The sequence below is a fragment of the Anabaena sp. FACHB-83 genome (genome assembly GCF_014697485.1).
Lineage (GTDB): Bacteria > Cyanobacteriota > Cyanobacteriia > Cyanobacteriales > Nostocaceae > Nostoc_B.
On record NZ_JACJRY010000012.1, the window covers coordinates 80,431 to 98,624 of the forward strand.

The window sequence follows — 18,194 nt, forward strand, 5'->3', positions numbered from 1 at the left end:
TTAGAATAAAAATTCATAACTTGCTTTTTTAAGTAGCTACTAAATATAGTATAAATATCCACTGTTTTAATAAGGAGATTCGTATGGTAAAAGATAGCCAGAAAGTTAGTTTAGACGCACTTATCCCTAGAGAAGCATTTGAAGTACAAGGACAACAAGGTCAAAATATAGGACGAAATATTCCGATGATATCAATTCGGGATTTAGAGAAGAGTTCTTTTTTCTATCCATTTCTACGTAAACCTGATTTTCAAAGAGAAACTAATGAATGGGAAGCTCAGAAAATATGTGAATTTATAGAAAGTTTTTTAGATGGCGATTTAATACCGTCTGTTATTCTATGGCGAAGTTCAAGTAGTTATTATTTTGTAATTGATGGCTCTCACCGTCTTAGTTCTTTAATAGCCTGGATAAATGATGACTATGGTGATGGTAAAATTTCTAAAGAATTTTATGATGGAGATATTACAGAAGAGCAAAAATCTGCGGCTTTGGAAGTAAGAAAGTTAATTAAAGTAAGTATAGGTTCTTACAAAGATTATCAATCGTTAACACAAAATCAAAGTCAAATAGATCAAAAGTTCCTTGATAGAGCAAGAAACTTAGGAGCTTTAGGTATCCAGCTTCAGTGGGTTGAAGGTGATTCAGAAAAAGCAGAAGCATCTTTCTTCAAAATTAACCAGAAAGCAGCACCAATTGGTGAAACTGAAATGCGTTTATTAAAAGCACGAAAAACACCTAATGGTGTCGCCGCTCGTGCAATTATGAGAAGTGGTAATGGTCATAAGTATTGGTCGGACTTCTCACAAGATAAACAAAACGAAATTGAAGAACTAGCTCAAGAAATACATCAACTAATTTTTGAACCTAAATTAAAAAATCCTATTAAAACCTTAGATGTACCAATAGTAGGCAATCTATCAACTTCTGAAAAACTTGAAGTCATATTAGAGTTTATAAATATGGTTAATTATATAGAAGTCGATGATCAATTAGGAGAAGATCCAACAGGAGACAAAACTGTAGAGCTACTAAAAAATTGCAAGAAGGTAGTGCAAAGGATAAATAGTAATCATCCTTCATCTCTGGGGTTACACCCCATCATATATTTTTACACTAGTGCGGGAAAGCCGAAAATTGGATCATTCTATGGCATTGTCACTTTAATGTTGTATTTGGAAAAAACGAAATATTTTTCTCAATTTATAAAAGTCAGAAAAGACTTTGAGTGGGTAATTTGGCAAGATGATATGGTGCCACAAATTGTTAGCAAACATGGAAATGCAGTTAAGGCAAGAGAGAAAGTTAAAGATTTTTATATCAGAATTATTGAAAAACTACTTCAAGAAATAGATAAGAAAAATATCATAAAAGAAATCATAGCTGAAAAAAGTTTTGGTTCTTTAAAAACTAAGGCAAGAAATAATACAAGTGAGATACAAACTAAGGAATTTTCGCGGGAAACAAAAGCAGCAGCTTTTATTAGAGACGCTTTACCTGGGACTCCACGATGTAAAATTTGTGGTGGTTATATCCCCAGTCGTATTAACTCCATAGACCATATTAAAAGAAAAGCAGATGGTGGTTTGGGTACATTAAATAATGCACAACTGACTCACTTATACTGTAATACAACTGTTAAGCATTAAATATTTTATTGAAAATAATGCACTTACTATCTCTTTACAGCCGGATACTGTTTTAAAACCTGCTGTAAATATTGCCCAGTATAAGACTTGGAATTTCTCGCCACATCTTCCGGTGTTCCAAAAGCGATGACTTCACCGCCTTTGTCGCCGCCGTCTGGCCCCAAATCTATCACCCAGTCAGCGCAACGAATGACATCTAAATTGTGTTCAATTACTAAAATTGAATTACCTTTATCTACTAATCTTTGCAACACATCCAATAATTTATGCACATCATAAAAAGATAATCCCGTTGTGGGTTCATCAATTAAATACAGTGTCTTACCAGTGGCACGACGAGATAATTCTGTAGCTAATTTGACGCGCTGTGCTTCACCACCAGATAAGGTGGTTGCGGGTTGTCCTAGTTGCACGTAACCCAAGCCAACATCAACTAATGTTTGTAACCTTGTAACTGCTTTGGGGATGTTTTGGAAAAAGTCTAAACTTTCCTCAACAGTCATATTGAGAACATCAGAAATAGACTTATCTTTGTACTTCACTTGCAAAGTGTCGCGGTTATATCTTGCACCTTTACAAACTTCACACTGTACATATACATCAGGTAAAAAATTCATTTCAATGACGTTGACACCTTGTCCACTGCAAGCTTCGCAACGTCCACCTTTAACATTAAAAGAAAATTGTCCCGGTTTATAACCCCTAGCTTTGGCTTCGACAGTTTGCGAAAATACATCCCGAATGACATCGAAAACACCTGTGTAAGTTGCAGGGTTAGAACGGGGTGTGCGTCCGATGGGAGATTGGTCGATGACAATGGCTTTATCAACTGCATTTAAGCCTTGAATTTTTTCTAATTCTTTGGGTAAAGGGACTTTTTTGGTGAGGTGATGTTGTAGTGAAGGGTAAAGTAATTCGTTAATTAAAGTTGATTTACCCGAACCAGATACGCCAGTTACAGCCACAAGTTTACCGAGGGGAATTTCCACATCGATGTTTCTTAAGTTGTTGCGATGGGCATTTTTAATAATTAAACTGCGTCCATTCCCTTCGCGGCGTTCTGCTGGTGTTTGTATGACTTTTCTACCTGATAAATATGCACCTGTTAAGGATTTTTCTGCTGTTAATAATGCTGGTAAATCACCTTGGGAAATAATATGTCCGCCGTGAATACCTGCACCGGGGCCAATATCAACTAAATAGTCAGCCGCGCGGATGGTTTCTTCATCATGCTCAACTACAATTAAGGTATTACCTAAATCTCGTAATTTAATTAAGGTTTTGAGCAATCTACCGTTATCTCGTTGATGCAAACCAATACTTGGTTCGTCTAAAACGTAGAGAACTCCTGTTAAGCCAGAACCGATTTGTGTGGCGAGGCGAATGCGTTGCGCTTCCCCACCCGAAAGCGTCATGGCGGGACGGTCGAGGGTGAGATAATCTAAGCCAACATCTAATAAAAATTGCAATCTAGCTTTGATTTCGCGCAAGACTAAATCAGCTATTTGCATTTGACGATCGCTTAATTTTAACTGTTCAACGCGCTCCCGACAATCTCTAATCGATACGCCTGTTAAATCTAAAATTCCATATTGTCCCAACTTCACTGCTAAGGCTTCCGGTTTCAAACGTTTTCCACCGCAAACTTCACAAGGTTGGTCGATTAAATATTGTTCTAATTTTTGTTTAACTAACTCTGAACCACCTTCGTATTGCCGTTGTAATATTGGCAAAACACCTTTAAATTGAGTTTTCGCATTTTCTTTGTTATTTTCTTCACCATTTAAAATAATTTGCTGTTGTTCTGCTGACAACTTACTCCAATTAGTTTGCAATTCAAAACCGTGCGCCTGACCCAAACTATATAGCAGTTCCAAATAATAAGAATTTTCCTTTTCTGACCAAGGTGCGATCGCAGCGTATACTGGTGCTTCAGGATCGGGGATCACCAACTCCGCCGAAAATCTTCTTAAAGTCCCAATACCGTGACAGTGAGGACAAGCGCCATAAGGAGAATTGAACGAGAACAACCGTGGCGATAACTCTTCCATCACCGCGCCATGTTCAGGACAGGCGAAGTTTTCGGAAAATACCAATTCTTCTTCTTTGGCTTCTGGGTTCTCTGTAGCAGGACTAATTAAGATAGTGGCGATACCTTCTGATTGCTTTAAACACGTAGACAAAGAATCAACCAAACGCTCTTGGATACCGTCTTTTTTCACCAAACGGTCAATGACAACTTCAATTGTGTGGGTAATATTTTTATCTAACTCAATCGAGTCTGACAGTTCCCGTACTTCGCCATCAACCCGTACCCGCACAAAACCTTGGGAAGCCAAACTAGATAACAGCTTGCGGTGTGTGCCTTTTTTACCGCGCACCACAGGCGCAAGAATTTGAAACTTGGTGCGGTCTGGTAAGTCCATGATGCGGTCTACCATCTCATCGATCGTTTGGGGGGCAATACAGCGATCGCATATTGGACAATGGGGTTCACCAGCCCGACCAAACAACAGCCGCAAATAGTCGTAAATTTCCGTTACCGTCCCCACAGTGGAACGGGGGTTATGGGAGGTTGATTTTTGGTCAATAGATATGGCCGGACTTAAACCTTCAATGGCTTCCACATCCGGTTTATTTAACTGTCCTAAAAATTGTCTGGCGTAAGCACTGAGAGATTCCACATAACGCCGTTGACCCTCAGCAAAAATCGTATCAAACGCCAGCGAAGATTTACCCGAACCTGATACACCAGTAAATACGATCAGGCGATCGCGCGGCAACTCCAAGTCAATATTCTTCAGATTATGCTGCCTCGCACCCCGAATCCTAATGGTATTTTGGCTATTCTGGTTGATTTGGGGAAGATGTCCATTGAGAAGGGATGCGGCGGCTAACTTGTTATCTGACATATTGGCAGGCTGATAAGTGGGAGGCAGTATGAAACAGTTCTTAATAATACTATTTTTACTCACCTAATACCAGAACAATAGTACTATTTTAATTGAGGCTTGCCTATATTCTCACTACAGACATCCTCCCGTGTCTGCTAATTTAAAAGCATCACAATTAAACATCCTGCTGAGGGCGAAGCTATGGTAACGCAAATCCAACCGCAGACCCAACCAGAAGTTATCTACCCAGATAGTGACGGACAACCAGTGGCAAACAATACCATACAGTTTCGATGGATTGTCGAAATCAAGCAAAATATTGATTGGCTATTTGCGTCTGATCCTAACGTATTTGTTGCTGGAGACTTGTTTTGGTATCCCATTGAAGGACGCAATAAGATTGTCAATGCTCCTGATGTCATGGTCGTTCTTGGTAGACCCAAAGGAGATAGATTATCTTACCTGCAATGGAAAGAAGGCGGGATTCCTCCCCAGGTAGTATTTGAAATCCTTTCACCCAGCAATACTCAAGTTGAAATGGACAAAAAATTACTTTTCTATGACCGTTATGGTGTGGAAGAGTATTACATTTACGATCCTGACAGTAATAGTTTACAGGGTTGGTTACGTGGTGAAGATGGATTAGATGTCATCCCCCAGATGGAAGATTGGGTGAGTCCTCGGTTAAAAATTCGCTTTGTACCATCTCCAGAAGGTTTACAACTTTATCGCCCCGACGGAGAGCATTTTTTAAGCTATTCAGAAATTTCTCAACGCTTAGAACAAGAACACCAACGTGCCGAACAAGAACATCAACGTGCTGAACAAGCAGAACAAGTAAGACGTAATGCTATTCCTCAACTTTTACAAATGGGTTTAAGCATAGAACAAGTCGCCCAAGCTTTGAGCTTATCTGTGGAAGAAGTGCAAAGGATGTCTTAAGGCATCGCTCACCAGCCGGGAAAGATAAATTGCAAATTAATTGACAATCACTAGAGCGATCGCGTTATTTATGGCAGAAATATCCGAATATTCATCTTTCTGTCTTGGCAAATTTTGCCTATCTGCCCCTTTCTCGCTGTAGCTGATGTTTAAATCTGCGAAAAATACTGATCTCAATTGTTATATTAAGTTTTATAACTATTAGACGAAATTCTCTCCAGTGATAGATGTCTTCATTAGAATTTAAACTGTGTCAAGTTATAAACAAGATCGGAATACTACACTACCGTTTCCGAGAAAATTGCGATTTACTGAACGTAGACAGAAAGAAGTTCTGACTTCAACAGTTACTTTAATGTCCTATTGTATCTTGGTCAGAACAAGATTTTTCCGGTACGTGTGGTTGTCACGTTGTATATATTCATCAGAAAGGTGAATAACCTCAATAACACAGAGGCTAAACCATGAAGGTATTCGATAATACCACAAAGAAGATTTTTCTGGCAAGCTGGGTTTCACTCAATTCGGCAGAGGTTAGCAAAACCTATGTAACCCAGTTACACCATCCAAATTCTCAGTCAGGCTTTGATATTTTCTTACCCCTGCGGCAGTGGTTAAACAATATAGAAGTCCGCGATCGCGAATTAGCTCATCGTTTGTGCAAACTGATCCCCGCTCAATGTCCTTTTGAACGCGATATCAAGTTATTCGGCAAAACCATCCTACACATCCCGCCAATGTGCAAACTCAACCCTTTATATGAGGAAGTCGTGAGTTTGCGTTTCCGCGCCTTATGCTATCTAGCAGATGAATGTGGCGAGGATGTTTCGCAGTATTGTTGAGTACTGAGTGTTGAGTATAAACTGAGTTTCTGCAAATCTCTAAACCATCAGTACTTTCCTCATACAAATTAGGCTACACATACACAAGAAATCAACGATTAATAGTCCATAGTCAAAGTGAATTACCCTTGACTATGGACTATTACCTTATAAGGGTGAGGAACCTCAAACCCCTGTTTTTGGTAAATGTTGACGCAAAATTTCTTGAATCACACTGCTGACAGCTTCTTTGCTCAAACTACCATCAACACGCACAATGCGGGATGGGTGAGCCGCAGCTAACTGGCTATATCCTTGTTGGACACGGCGATGAAACGCGATGGTTTCTTGTTCAATGCGGTCTAAACCTGCTGCGTCACCGCGTTTGCGGCTAAGTCCCACCTCAACATCAACATCTAACCAAATCGTTAAATCACTAATTAAGCCAGATGTGGCAATATCGTTGAGTTTTTCAATTAAACTCATATTCAAACCCCGACCGTAACCTTGGTAAGCAACGGTAGAATCAGTGTAGCGATCGCACAATATATATTTTCCGGCGGCTAAATTGGGTTTGAGTTCTTGTTCAACATGCTGGGCGCGATCGGCCGCGTATAATAACAATTCAGTAACATCTGCTACTGGTTTATCCTCCGACTTCTCCAACAATAAACGCCGCAAATGTACACCCAACTCTGTTCCCCCAGGTTCACGAGTGACAATTACTGAAATACCCAAACTTTCTAACCACTGACAACAAAGCTGCATTTGTGTTGTTTTTCCGCAGCCTTCTACCCCTTCAAATACAATTAATTTGCCACTCATGCTTAGTTTACCGAAAATATGGGTTTGAGGTTCCTCGCCCTTTCAAGGCCACCTTGTTTAATTTAGGGGAAATCTGGGAATTTTAGCCTCGAATTTTTTTGTCAAAGGAGATATACTTCCGCCGAACTGTACTACTAAAAAAATTGCCCATCTCAAGAGTTGATGTCCACTCTCATAAAGTTCACTTAGGAGTGCATTATGCCACGCAAATTTGGAGAAATTGCCTTTACGCCAGAAGTTCAAGCCGCACAGTTACAGAGGGGTTCGCGGCAAACTTACGAACGCTACATTGCTAATGGCCCAGCCAATGATTCAATTACCCCGCAAATTGCAGAATTTATTGCTCATCTTGATGGATTTTATTTAGGAACAGTCAGTTCTAATGGCTATCCATATATCCAGTTTCGTGGCGGAGCGCCTGGCTTTCTCAAAGTTATAAATGACAAAACCTTGGGCTTTGCTGACTTTTCTGGAAACGTGCAGTATATCACAGTTGGTAACTTATCAGGAGAAGCCAAAGCATTTCTATTTTTAATGGATTACCGCCATCGAAAACGGATCAAAATCTGGGGAACCGCCGAATATATTGAAGGTGATGCTGTTTTAATTGAGCAACTCCAAGTTCCCAACTACCCAGCAGAAATTGAGCGAGTAATTCTGTTCCATGTCGAAGCCATCAGTGAGAATTGTCCCCAGCACATTCCCATTCGCTATTCTATGAATGAAGTTGAAGCAATGATGGCTCCTTTACAAGCACGAATTTCCGAATTAGAGCAGTTGTTAAGTGAAAAAAATTCTCTCTCTGATTGAAAGAGAAACTCTCAGAAGTTGCTTGAAGAAGAATTCAGAAGTCAGAATCAATTAGTAGAAGATTCTGACCCACTACTACAGCGCAATTTTTCGCTAATTGAAGACCACTAAATTGAAGCATTATTAGTGATTTTAAACCCATTTATTTATCCACCAGCGATGCACTGAGCTTGCCGTTCGCGTAGCGTCTCCGGCAGGAGAAGTGTTGCACGGAATTCAATTCTAAACTCTGGCTCCTGACTACTGAATTCTGTTTTGATAATTTTAAATTTTTCTGCCAATATGAAAAGCCGAAATATACGAAAGTAGCAAACTCCCACCAAAATCATGATCAATTATTTGACTTAGTTCAGCAAATAAAGCTTTTTTAATATCTGGCTCTAATTTAATATAAGGAGAATAGGTATTGAGCAACGTTAAATATTCATCAGTGCTGTAAACAATATCAGATTTCACTTGCCCAAATTGAATATCTTGAAATTTGCCTGAATCAATTAATATATTGCCAAATTCTTGAAATACTTTTTGTTGGGCTTCCCAATCTTCATAACGGTCGAGAGAGGGCGCGTGTTTTTGATAAATTGCCGACAAGCTTTGATAAACCTAATTGAGCAAAGGAAATTGTTGCTGTTCCAGGGCCACATCCTACTTCCAAAATTTTGCAATCTGGTGATAACTGGGAAAGCTGAATAACTTGCTCAATAAAATTTTGGGGATAATGAGGTCTAGCTTTGTTATACGCTTCGGCTGCTGGCGAGTACCAATTTTTTCGCACTTCCAAATCTTTTTTAGAGAAACTGGCTATTTTTTGTTTGAGGTCTTCCATAATTTATTTAATATGAATATCAGTAATTTAAGTTATTAACTATACAACAATCTCTGAAATCCTATTGCTGAAATTTCGCTAAAAACTTGAGTATAGCTTGAATAACTGCTGCTGTTGATTCAATTAAAAAACCATGACCACCATGTTCAATTACTTGCAGTTCAGCTTGAGGGATATTTTGAGCCAGTTGTTCTGAAAAGGCTACAGGCGTGAGAATATCTTGTTTACCAACCATGACTAATGTTGGACAATGAATATCTTTAATTCTCTCTGTCGTGTCATGATTAATAATGGCGCGGCTTTGATGGTATATTCCCTGTGTGGTAGGTGCAAAAGGATAGTTAATTGCCCATTCAATTAGTTGGTCTATCATTTCGGGAATAGCGTAAAAATCATCAGTAAATATCCAAGGCAATATTAGCTTTTCATATAACATTAAATCTATTTTTCCAGCAAGATTACCCCAAGTTTCAATTAAACTATTAAATCGCTTATTACCTTTAGCTAAAGAAGAAAGTAAAATTAAACTTTTAACTTTTTCAGGATATAACAAAGTTAATTCCTGAGCAATTTGACCACCCATTGAATGACCAATAATATGTGCTTGTTTGATACCAAGAATATCTAATAATGCGGCGGCATCTTGAGCCATTTGCTGAGTGCTATAAGGACTATTGGGAATGAAACTTTGACCGATACCTCGGTTATCAAAACGAATAACTTGATACTGAGAACCTAAGTGTGGTAGTAGTAGCGACCAATAAGTGCGATCGCACATAAACCCAGCAATCAACAATACAGGTTCGCCAGTACCTTTAACTTCGTAAAATATGTCAATTCCGTTAACCTGAACTTTGGGCATTACTAATTCATCATAATTGGGTTTACAACAGCTTCAAGAATTTGAAATCTGCTTTAAGTTATTCTCCCAGATAATTGCATCTCATAAAATTGTAAAATTGCTGATATGCCCGAATTTACACCCATAAACTCAAAATATGTATAAGATTTAGCATCAAATTATAATACGTACTTTTCCTCAACTTTGTTTAATTTAAAAAATCCTCAATCTTAAATTCATGAACCTTCCGCAGAAATAATGAAAACTGGCAATTGCGGGATTTTACGGAAGACTTACGTAGAAAAAACAGGATAAGTTAAGTAAAAAGAAGTAAGTAATCTCAACAACTTAAAGTTCAGCGTTCAGCCCAGGTAAATCGGATTGTACAGAATACAAAAATTGCAGCCAAATAAATATCTCGGCTAAGTTTTTGTTGAGCAATTTGCCTAATTTATTACGTAAAAAGGAGGTAATAGTTATCAAAACTGTTGAATATTCCACCCTCAAACCTTACCTGGCATCTAACATTAATGCTGACTTAGATGCACAAAGTATTTTAACTTATCGCATCTCCCAAAAAACCCTAGCAATAGAAGCCAATAGTTATTATTTTGGGCATCCTGAATGGGCAAAAAACTACTTTGAAGCTTGTCACCGTAACGATATATTCAAATCTCGTTGGCAAGCCGCTACGGGCAGTTGGGATGACAAAATTGTAGTAGATATCGGTTGCGGCCCTGGTAATCTCTTTGCCACACTTGGGGGTAAACCAAAATTACTTATTGGTGTGGATGTGAGTTATGGCGGACTGGAAATGGCACAAAGTCTTGGCTATACCCCGGTGTTAGCAGATGCCCATAACTTGCCGTTTGTTTCTGGTTTTGCTGATATTGTGGCGGTAAATGCTACTTTGCATCATTGTGATCACATGGATGTGGTGTTAGCAGAAGCGGCGCGTCTAGTTCGTCCTGGGGGAATTTTAATCACCGACCATGACCCTCATCGCAGTGCTTGGGATTTTCAAGGCTTGGGTATGTGGTTATGGCAGTTTCGTTTAGGACTTTATCGATTAATTAAACGCGGTGGTCATGCTTCCGCCGCAGAACAAAACTGGGGACTAGCCACCGAGGTTCATCACCGTCCGGGAGATGGAGTCACAGCAGAAATGTTTCACAGAACTTTAGAACCCCTTGGGTTTACTGTCAAAACTTACCCACACAATCATCATTTGGGTGCAGAAACGTTTGAGGGTAATTACGGCCAGTCGGAATGGAAGTATCGCTTTGCTCAATTTTTGTCGGGGATCAATCCCGATTCACCACAAGCAGCCCTATCATTGATGTGTGTTGCTACTCGACATACTGAGTGTTGAGTGTTGTACATTGAGCGCAGTCGAAGTCACCGAAGTGTGAGTGTTGATTGCTGTACACTGAGCGCAGTCGAAGTGCAAATTTTGCGTAAAAATACTAACCTCTTGCCTCTTCTTGATTAGTTTTGCCTTTTGTAAATAACCAAGTTGCGAGTAAGGCGAGGACAATTCCGGCAATGATAAAGCAAGGTACATAGCCAAAGTTATCTACCACCCTACCAAATACGGCTGCACCAATTCCCTGACCGATAAATAAGTTAAAAGCAAACAACGAAACGGCTGTACCCCGTGCTTCTGGTGCGAGTTCGGTGGCTTGGGTTTGCAGGGTGCTGTGCATCATATAAAAAGCTAATCCCATCAGGGTGCAGAAGGGAATAAATAATAGCCAATTGTGTAATAATGCGATCGCTAAAAAGCAAATGCACATTAACCAGCCACCAACTCCCATCAGTCCAACTTCGCCTAGTCGCTGTACTAACCACTTCACACTGCGGCTATAAACTAGTCCACCCAAACCAAAACTACTCAACATAAACCCAATAGTTACATAAGGTAAGCCGTATCGCTCGCGCAAAAATGCACCACAGTAAGCAAATGCTCCCATCAAGCAAAAGCCTTCAATAAATACGGCGGTAATTACCTTCCGGGCAGTGGGTTGAGTGAGTAATTGGTAATATGGCTTGAATGTTGCTAGACTAAATCGCTCTGTAGAACGATTTCCATCTCGAAAATTACGTGTTCCTCGCCATAGTAAACCAGCGATCGCTAAAGAAACAATCCCAAATACTAAAAAGATATCGCGCCAGCTAATATACTCGCCAAATATCCCGCCTAAACTACCGCCCAGAATTTGACCCAATACCAATGCACTCAAATATTTACCAATGGCGGCTTGACGTTCTGTGTAGGGAAAATTATCCCCGATATATGCCAAGGTGATAGGAATAATCCCCGCAGCAAACATCCCGGTGAGAAACCGCAATAAGGTAAGTAGGGCAATATTCGAGACAAAGGCACAAAGGGCTGTCCCCACAGCAAAGGCTGTTAATGCGCCTGTAATCACTTTTAATTTACCGATGCGATCGCCCAACGGCCCGTAAACTAACTGGAATAATCCATAAGGAATGGTATAAGCTGAAACAATCACCGCCGCGCTACCCACACCAACATTAAATTCCTTGGCAATAATATGCAGTAGCGGATCTATCACTCGCACATCGGCAATTACCATAAAAGCAGCAGCACCCAACAATCCCAAAGAAACAGGTGTTTTATCTGTTTGCCCTATTAACCTACCCACTTAGTTCTCCTGTATAAAGTGCTGAGTGCTGAGTGCTGAGTGCTGAGATGGGTGTAAAGGGTTGATAGCGGGGATTTTCCCTTACATAAACCCATACACCCCTCAATAATTTAATTTGCAACTGTGTTTGCTGATTGATTGAATAACAAACTGCGGGATTTTTCCACATCTAAAGCTTGATTTTTGAAAGCTTCGGCTTTTTCGTAGGCGCGAACTGTGGCGGGACGAGCTTTAATAGTTTCAAACCAGCGTTTGATATTGGGGAAATCTTCTAGTTTTTGGCTTTGGCGTTCGTAAGGCACAATCCAAGGATAGGCGGCGATATCTGCAATAGAATATTCACCAGCGATAAATTCTCTATCTGCCAGTTGCTTATTTAGCACCGCGTATAAGCGTCCCGTTTCGTTGACATAACGGTTAATTGCATACTCAATTTTTTCGGGAGCATAGCTGCTAAAGTGATGATTCTGTCCCGCCATTGGCCCCAAACCTGCCATTTGCCAAAACAACCATTGCAGCACTTCTACTCGTTTTCTGAAATCAGCAGGAATCAATTTCCCGGTTTTTTCAGCTAAATACAGCAAAATTGCCCCAGATTCAAAAATAGAGACTGGCGCACCGCCATCTGCTGGTTCATGGTCAATAATCGCCGGGATACGATTGTTAGGAGAAATCTTGAGAAAATCTGGTTGAAACTGATCCCCAGCACCGATATTAATAGGCACAATTTTATAAGGTATTTCCGCTTCTTCCAGAAATATCGTGATTTTATGACCGTTGGGCGTTGTCCAATAGTAAAGCTCAATCATAAATTTGATTCCCCATTTAAGTGCTGAGTGCTGAGTGCTGAGTGCTGAGTGCTGTACACTGAGCGCAGTCGAAGTGTGAGTGCTGAGGAGCCAGCCGCGTGGGCGAGTCTTCCGACTTGAGCGGGCTGGCGTTGCTGAGTCAGAATTCTACCCCTACACCCACACACCCTTATACCCACACTCCCCTACAACCCACACACCCTTGCACCCCTATTTTCTAACCTTGATATGGATTACCGACTCTATCTACGAACACGTTGTAAGAAAATGGTAAGCGGCCGGGATTTAAGCGAGGTTCTGCGGCATAACCTACAGGAACGATAACAGCGATCGCTAAATTTGGATCATCTGTTGCACCAATTACTTCTTTTACTTTGTCTTCAATCCAGCCATTCATAAAGCAGGTGGATAACCCCAAGCTTTCAGCTGCTAATACTAAATGAGTAGAAGCAATAATCGCATCTTTGATGGCGTATTCCCGGCGCTTGTCTCCTAAACCAGCTTGGAACTGTGGAATGGAATTTCTAAAGTAGTTGACAGTACCTTCATTCCAAGCCCCAGTTTGCAATCCCTGGTCTAAAATTGGAGTCAAATCTTGTTCGCCAGCCGTAACATCAGCTGCAAACACAAAAGTTACAGGTGCTTCAATAACTTGCTTTTGATTCCAAGATGCAGCAGCTAAAGCTGCTTTTTGCGCTTCATCTTGCACCAAAATAATCCGCCAGTCTTGAATGTTAAAGCTACTGGGTGCGGCTACAGTTAACTCTACCAGTTGCTTGAGTAATTCTGGCGCAATGGGATCTGTTTTAAAAGTTTTGATCGAACGACGCTGAAGAATAGCGGTAGGTACATCTAAAGCTTTTGTTTGAGCGATTTGATTCATGAGATTTTCCCCTGAAAGATAGGTTACAGGCATTATATATTTGGCTACCTGCTGACTGGCAGATTTAACTATTGATAAATATTTACCTATTGGACTTAAATATCTATCGACAGAAGAAGACAGCAGTAAATTGATGTCAGTCTTGATACTTAGGACATCGGTAAATAATCAAACTTAGATAGCAACAGACTTTTTACCCTGTCACTTCTCCCCTGCTATATTACTCAGCACTAAATTGACCGAATGACACCACCATCAACCCGGACAGCCGCGCCATTAGTTGCGGAAGCCAGAGGACTGGAAAGGTAAGCTACAAGTGTGGCGACTTCTTCGTTAGTTGCAAAGCGTTGGATAAGAGAACTGGGACGTACTTTTTGAAAAAATTCCGCCTCAACTTCACTGGCGCTGATTCCCTTTTCTTTCCCCATTTGGGTAATAAATTCCTCAACGCCTTCTGAACGTGTAGGCCCTGGTAGCACAGAATTTACTGTCACGGCTGTACCAACGGTCAGTTCTGCTAAACCCCTGGCGAGAGAAATTTGAGCCGTTTTCGTCACCCCATAGTGAATCATTTCTACAGGAATTTGAACACCAGACTCGCTGGAGATAAAAATCACTCTTCCCCAGTTTTGCGCCAACATTTTTTGCAGATATTTACGACTTAAACGCACTCCGCTAAGTACGTTTACTTCCAATATATGCAGCCAATCTTCGTCAGTAATTTCAAAAAATGCTTTCGGTTCGTAAATTCCCAAATTATTAATCAGGATATCAACTTGCGGAACTTGAGCAAAAACTTGCTCGACTCCGGCTGGTGTTGCTAAATCGGCAACAATACCCGTAACTTTCGCATCAGGAGTGGTTTGCTTAATCTTGTCAATCGCCTGGGTGACTCGTTGTTCACTGCGACCATTGACAATTACTGCTGCGCCTTCTTGTGCTAAAGTTTGGGCGATCGCAAAACCAATACCTGTGGTCGAACCACTAACCAACGCTGATTTATTATCTAATTTCAAATCCATATTGCTTCCCCTCTACAGGTGAAGTGCTTTTCGTACACTGAGCGAAGTGGGAGTAATGAGTGATGAGTAGTGAGTAGTGAGTAACGTACACCTTTACACCCCTACACCCTTACACACCACACACCCACAACTCCCTACATCACCACACTCCTCCCTCTTATTCCTGTGGAATATGCTGTGCTAAAGTCTTAGTTAATGTAGATTTTGGCACTGCACCAACCATCGTATCTACTTGTCGCCCATCCTTAAAAATCATGAGTGTGGGTATGGTGCGAATTCCATAATGACTGGCAACAGTAGGATTTTGATCGGTGTTCACCTTCACTACTTTTATCTGTCCTTCGTATTCATTGGCAACTTCATCGACTACTGGCGCAACCATCCGACAAGGGCCACACCAAGGAGCCCAAAAATCTACTAAAACTGGAACCTCACTTTCTAAAACTTCTGGCTTGAATGTGGCTTCTGTAACATTTGTAACGGATGACATAATTGCCTTCCTGTTTTAATTCGTTTATTCGATTTTATCGAATAATTAAAATATACGCTAGTTTAAGAGATAATACAAGTATGAGATTTTTATATCATCCAGACAGAAAAGACATATCATTACCGGCGGTGTTGTATGCCTTGGGCGACCCAGTGCGGCTAGAGATTGTGAGATTATTAGCAAGTAAAGGGGAGCAATGCTGCGCGGATTTTGATTTTGCGATCGCCAAGTCTACCATGTCCAACCACTTTAAGATTCTGAGAGAGTCAGGAGTAGTCCTGACCCATAAAGAAGGAACCCAGCACATTAATCAGTTGCGGCGCGAAGATTTAGAATTGTTATTTCCTGGTTTATTAGAAGCAGTATTGCGATCGGCTCAACCATTGTTGTGTCAAAAATCAATGGTCAAGAGTCAATAGTCATTTGTCCTTGGTCATTCCCCCCACTCCCCACACTCCCCACACTTCCCACACTCCCCACACTCCCCCCACTCCCCACACTCCCCACACTCCCCACACTCCCCACACTCCCCCCACTCCCCACACTCCCCACACTTCCCCCTACTCCCTTTCACCCTATGTCATCATAGTTAAGGTTGAGCAATTCTGGAGATAAGACCACGGTTTACGCACGCCCCTTAGCACGGTTAATTGAGCAGTTGCAACGCCTACCAGGAGTTGGCCCCAAATCAGCCCAGCGACTGGCTCTGCACATTTTAAAGCGCCCAGAAGCAGAAGTAGAAGCTCTGGCGCAGGCTTTAGTTGATGCCAAAAAGCAAGTAGGTTTATGTTCAGTCTGCTTTCACTTATCTGCGGAACCAGTTTGTGAAATTTGCCGCAACCCCAACCGCGACAATCAAACTATCTGCGTTGTTGCTGATTCCCGCGATGTAATTGCACTGGAAAAAACCCGCGAATACAAAGGTAAATATCATGTTTTGGGTGGAGTAATTTCGCCGATGGATGGAATTGGCCCCGAACAATTGAATCTCCAACCCTTAGTGCGGCGGGTGAGTCAGCAAAAACCCCAGGAAGTGATTTTAGCAATTAGTCCCAGCGTAGAAGGGGAAACCACCACACTATATATAGGTCAACTACTGAAACCTTTTACAAAAGTGACACGCATTGCCTTTGGCTTACCTGTAGGCGGAGATTTAGAATACGCCGACGAAGTAACCTTAGCCAGAGCCTTAGAAGGACGGCGGGAGTTAGATTGAGGTTGGGGACTTGTAGAAAATAAAGAAAACAAATTATCCAATTTTCGAGAGAAGGTATTTTTTTTCCCCTGCTCCCTGCTTACACAGTCCTGGACTATTGACTATTAGCCAACAGTTGATTCCAAGCTTTAATTACTGGCTGTAAATCTTGAGGCAAGTTGCTTTGAGAAATATCGTTATACTGCACAGTACCCTGTCTGCTGGTAAGAGTATAGGTAATAAAATCTGCTGCACCTGTGGGTGCGGGATAACTGCGGTTGTTAAATTCCTTGCGGGTACGTTTGAGTAAATTTTGAAATTGTTGCAGTTGTCGGCGTGAAGTTTGCTTGACACTGCGTTCAGAATCATTCGCATCACCAATACGCACTCGAATCACGCGACCATCATTGAGTAATACTGTTTGGTAGGTTCTCCCAGCAAAACCACCGCTAGAAATTTGGCGGAAGACTACACCTTGATCTAATGGTGGAGGTAATTCATTGGCGGGAATGGGAATTGATTGAGCTGTGTTAGTTTGGTTTTCACTTGAAGCCAGCTTGACGCGCGAACCATCGTTATCTGAGAAAAACACCCAACGCTGATTTGCTGCGCCTACGGTTACTTGCCAACCATTAACTGATATGGGGTCACAAGGATAAGGAGGGGTGGAGCGATCGCAACCATCTGCCCAATTTTTGGCGGTAAAATTGAGGATAGATAGCGATCGCACTGATAAGCCTGAAACTGCTTGCGCCTCTTGTAAAACTCCATCCCTCACTTTTTTCGGCAATTTTTTCTGTGATGAATTAGTTTCTGAAGCTAAACGCAAAGAACGCCCATTATTATTAGTGTGATAAGTCCATTTCTGCTCACCATTCGATACCACAACCAACCAGCCAGGAACTAATGCTTGAGTGCAAAATTCATTCGGTCGTGGTAGATCCAAACAACCATTACGCCAAGTCTTACGACTATAATTAATAACTTGCAGGTCTCTCCTAGAGCCACCATTTCTGCTCACCACATCTTGAAGAACTGCATTAGTAACTAACGTGGGTAAGTTATTAGATTGATTTTTATTTGCGTAAACTTCATTTGTAGTTTTTGCCGAAAAACTAGCTGGATTTGCTGTGGCACTTTTAATCAACGTTAGCCCACTACCAACAGACAAAATACTAGTCAAAACTAAGGCTGTCAAAATTCTCGCTTGATTGGCAATATGTTGATTTTTTCGCATATCTTTCCTAAATAAAATGCCTTCTTTGTGAATATTTAAAGAATTAAGAACCAAAAATTTAGTAATTAATGACAACAAAATACTCAGTTTCCAAATTATAAGTAGAAGTACTAAATTAAACCTAGCTTGAGATTACCAAGTTCAACAATTCGGCAAAGCTCTGTGACCAATATGATTAACCTTATTCTCATCAGCTTATTGAGCATTGAGCGGAGTCGAAATGCGAATTTTATCCATCTACTTATAAACTTGGAATTTTCTAAAGGTCTGTCATCAAAAGC

General features: G+C 40.9%; 19 protein-coding genes. 7 read left to right on the plus strand and 12 right to left on the minus strand.

Annotation, left to right across the window (positions count from 1 at the left end):
* Positions 1–83: 83 nt before the first annotated feature.
* On the plus strand, positions 84–1,649 hold the full coding sequence (locus H6G79_RS16235) for a DUF262 domain-containing protein (protein ID WP_190591721.1): 1,566 nt from the start codon (positions 84–86) through the stop codon (positions 1,647–1,649).
* Between the two features lie 26 nt (positions 1,650–1,675).
* Here the strand turns inward: H6G79_RS16235 and uvrA are convergent, their stop codons facing one another.
* Positions 1,676–4,561, minus strand: coding sequence for an excinuclease ABC subunit UvrA (gene uvrA, locus H6G79_RS16240; protein ID WP_190591720.1), 2,886 nt, complete (start codon positions 4,559–4,561; stop codon positions 1,676–1,678).
* 183 nt (positions 4,562–4,744) lie between these two features.
* Here uvrA and H6G79_RS16245 point away from each other — a divergent pair, with 183 nt between their 5' ends.
* Complete coding sequence (locus H6G79_RS16245; protein ID WP_190591719.1) at positions 4,745–5,485, plus strand: Uma2 family endonuclease; 741 nt, start codon at positions 4,745–4,747, stop codon at positions 5,483–5,485.
* Between the two features lie 36 nt (positions 5,486–5,521).
* Here H6G79_RS16245 and H6G79_RS16250 read toward each other — a convergent pair whose 3' ends face one another.
* Positions 5,522–5,662: a hypothetical protein gene (locus tag H6G79_RS16250; protein ID WP_190591718.1), complete on the minus strand. Its 141-nt coding sequence runs from the start codon at positions 5,660–5,662 to the stop codon at positions 5,522–5,524.
* A gap of 287 nt (positions 5,663–5,949) precedes the next feature.
* Here H6G79_RS16250 and H6G79_RS16255 point away from each other — a divergent pair, with 287 nt between their 5' ends.
* Positions 5,950–6,327 (plus strand): Mo-dependent nitrogenase C-terminal domain-containing protein, encoded by a 378-nt coding sequence (locus H6G79_RS16255; protein WP_190591717.1) that lies wholly within the window; start codon positions 5,950–5,952, stop codon positions 6,325–6,327.
* Between the two features lie 165 nt (positions 6,328–6,492).
* Here H6G79_RS16255 and tmk read toward each other — a convergent pair whose 3' ends face one another.
* Positions 6,493–7,131: a dTMP kinase gene (tmk, locus tag H6G79_RS16260; RefSeq protein ID WP_190591716.1), complete on the minus strand. Its 639-nt coding sequence runs from the start codon at positions 7,129–7,131 to the stop codon at positions 6,493–6,495.
* Between the two features lie 198 nt (positions 7,132–7,329).
* On the opposite strand from tmk, the gene H6G79_RS16265 reads away from it, so the two are divergent.
* Positions 7,330–7,941, plus strand: a complete 612-nt coding sequence (locus H6G79_RS16265; RefSeq protein ID WP_190591715.1) for a pyridoxamine 5'-phosphate oxidase family protein — start codon at positions 7,330–7,332, stop codon at positions 7,939–7,941.
* A gap of 264 nt (positions 7,942–8,205) precedes the next feature.
* Here the strand turns inward: H6G79_RS16265 and H6G79_RS37650 are convergent, their stop codons facing one another.
* The 3 genes from H6G79_RS37650 to H6G79_RS16275 all read right to left on the minus strand — a co-directional run bounded on the left by H6G79_RS37650 (position 8,206) and on the right by H6G79_RS16275 (position 9,629).
* Positions 8,206–8,532 (minus strand): hypothetical protein, encoded by a 327-nt coding sequence (locus tag H6G79_RS37650; protein ID WP_313933922.1) that lies wholly within the window; start codon positions 8,530–8,532, stop codon positions 8,206–8,208.
* Positions 8,486–8,767, minus strand: coding sequence for a hypothetical protein (locus tag H6G79_RS37655; RefSeq protein ID WP_313933923.1), 282 nt, complete (start codon positions 8,765–8,767; stop codon positions 8,486–8,488). Before H6G79_RS37655 ends, H6G79_RS37650 begins: the two co-directional genes overlap by 47 nt.
* A gap of 61 nt (positions 8,768–8,828) precedes the next feature.
* Complete coding sequence (locus tag H6G79_RS16275; RefSeq protein WP_190591714.1) at positions 8,829–9,629, minus strand: alpha/beta fold hydrolase; 801 nt, start codon at positions 9,627–9,629, stop codon at positions 8,829–8,831.
* 421 nt (positions 9,630–10,050) lie between these two features.
* On the opposite strand from H6G79_RS16275, the gene H6G79_RS16280 reads away from it, so the two are divergent.
* The gene (locus tag H6G79_RS16280) at positions 10,051–10,980 is read left to right on the plus strand and encodes a class I SAM-dependent methyltransferase (protein ID WP_242048407.1); all 930 of its coding nucleotides are present in this window, start codon (positions 10,051–10,053) and stop codon (positions 10,978–10,980) included.
* A 94-nt stretch (positions 10,981–11,074) separates the two neighbouring features.
* Here the strand turns inward: H6G79_RS16280 and H6G79_RS16285 are convergent, their stop codons facing one another.
* The 5 genes from H6G79_RS16285 to trxA form a co-directional block, all read right to left on the minus strand.
* Positions 11,075–12,277 (minus strand): MFS transporter, encoded by a 1,203-nt coding sequence (locus H6G79_RS16285; RefSeq protein WP_190591713.1) that lies wholly within the window; start codon positions 12,275–12,277, stop codon positions 11,075–11,077.
* Positions 12,278–12,387: 110 nt separating this feature from the next.
* Positions 12,388–13,086, minus strand: a complete 699-nt coding sequence (locus H6G79_RS16290; protein WP_190591712.1) for a glutathione binding-like protein — start codon at positions 13,084–13,086, stop codon at positions 12,388–12,390.
* Between the two features lie 217 nt (positions 13,087–13,303).
* Entirely contained in the window at positions 13,304–13,969 is a 666-nt protein-coding gene (locus H6G79_RS16295) for a nitroreductase family protein (protein WP_190591711.1), read from the minus strand.
* Positions 13,970–14,199: 230 nt separating this feature from the next.
* The gene (locus tag H6G79_RS16300; RefSeq protein WP_190591710.1) at positions 14,200–14,991 is read right to left on the minus strand and encodes an SDR family NAD(P)-dependent oxidoreductase; all 792 of its coding nucleotides are present in this window, start codon (positions 14,989–14,991) and stop codon (positions 14,200–14,202) included.
* A 157-nt stretch (positions 14,992–15,148) separates the two neighbouring features.
* Positions 15,149–15,481: a thioredoxin gene (trxA, locus tag H6G79_RS16305; protein ID WP_190591709.1), complete on the minus strand. Its 333-nt coding sequence runs from the start codon at positions 15,479–15,481 to the stop codon at positions 15,149–15,151.
* Between the two features lie 80 nt (positions 15,482–15,561).
* Here trxA and H6G79_RS16310 point away from each other — a divergent pair, with 80 nt between their 5' ends.
* Both H6G79_RS16310 and recR read left to right on the plus strand, forming a co-directional pair.
* A complete protein-coding gene (locus H6G79_RS16310; protein WP_190591708.1) occupies positions 15,562–15,900 on the plus strand; it encodes a helix-turn-helix transcriptional regulator in 339 nt (112 codons plus the stop codon).
* Positions 15,901–16,076: 176 nt separating this feature from the next.
* Positions 16,077–16,697 carry a recombination mediator RecR gene (recR, locus tag H6G79_RS16320; RefSeq protein ID WP_062294354.1) on the plus strand — a complete coding sequence of 207 codons (621 nt, stop codon included), beginning with the start codon at positions 16,077–16,079 and terminating at the stop codon, positions 16,695–16,697.
* A 94-nt stretch (positions 16,698–16,791) separates the two neighbouring features.
* Here recR and H6G79_RS16325 read toward each other — a convergent pair whose 3' ends face one another.
* A complete protein-coding gene (locus tag H6G79_RS16325; protein ID WP_190591706.1) occupies positions 16,792–17,913 on the minus strand; it encodes a hypothetical protein in 1,122 nt (373 codons plus the stop codon).
* Positions 17,914–18,194: the final 281 nt, after the last annotated feature.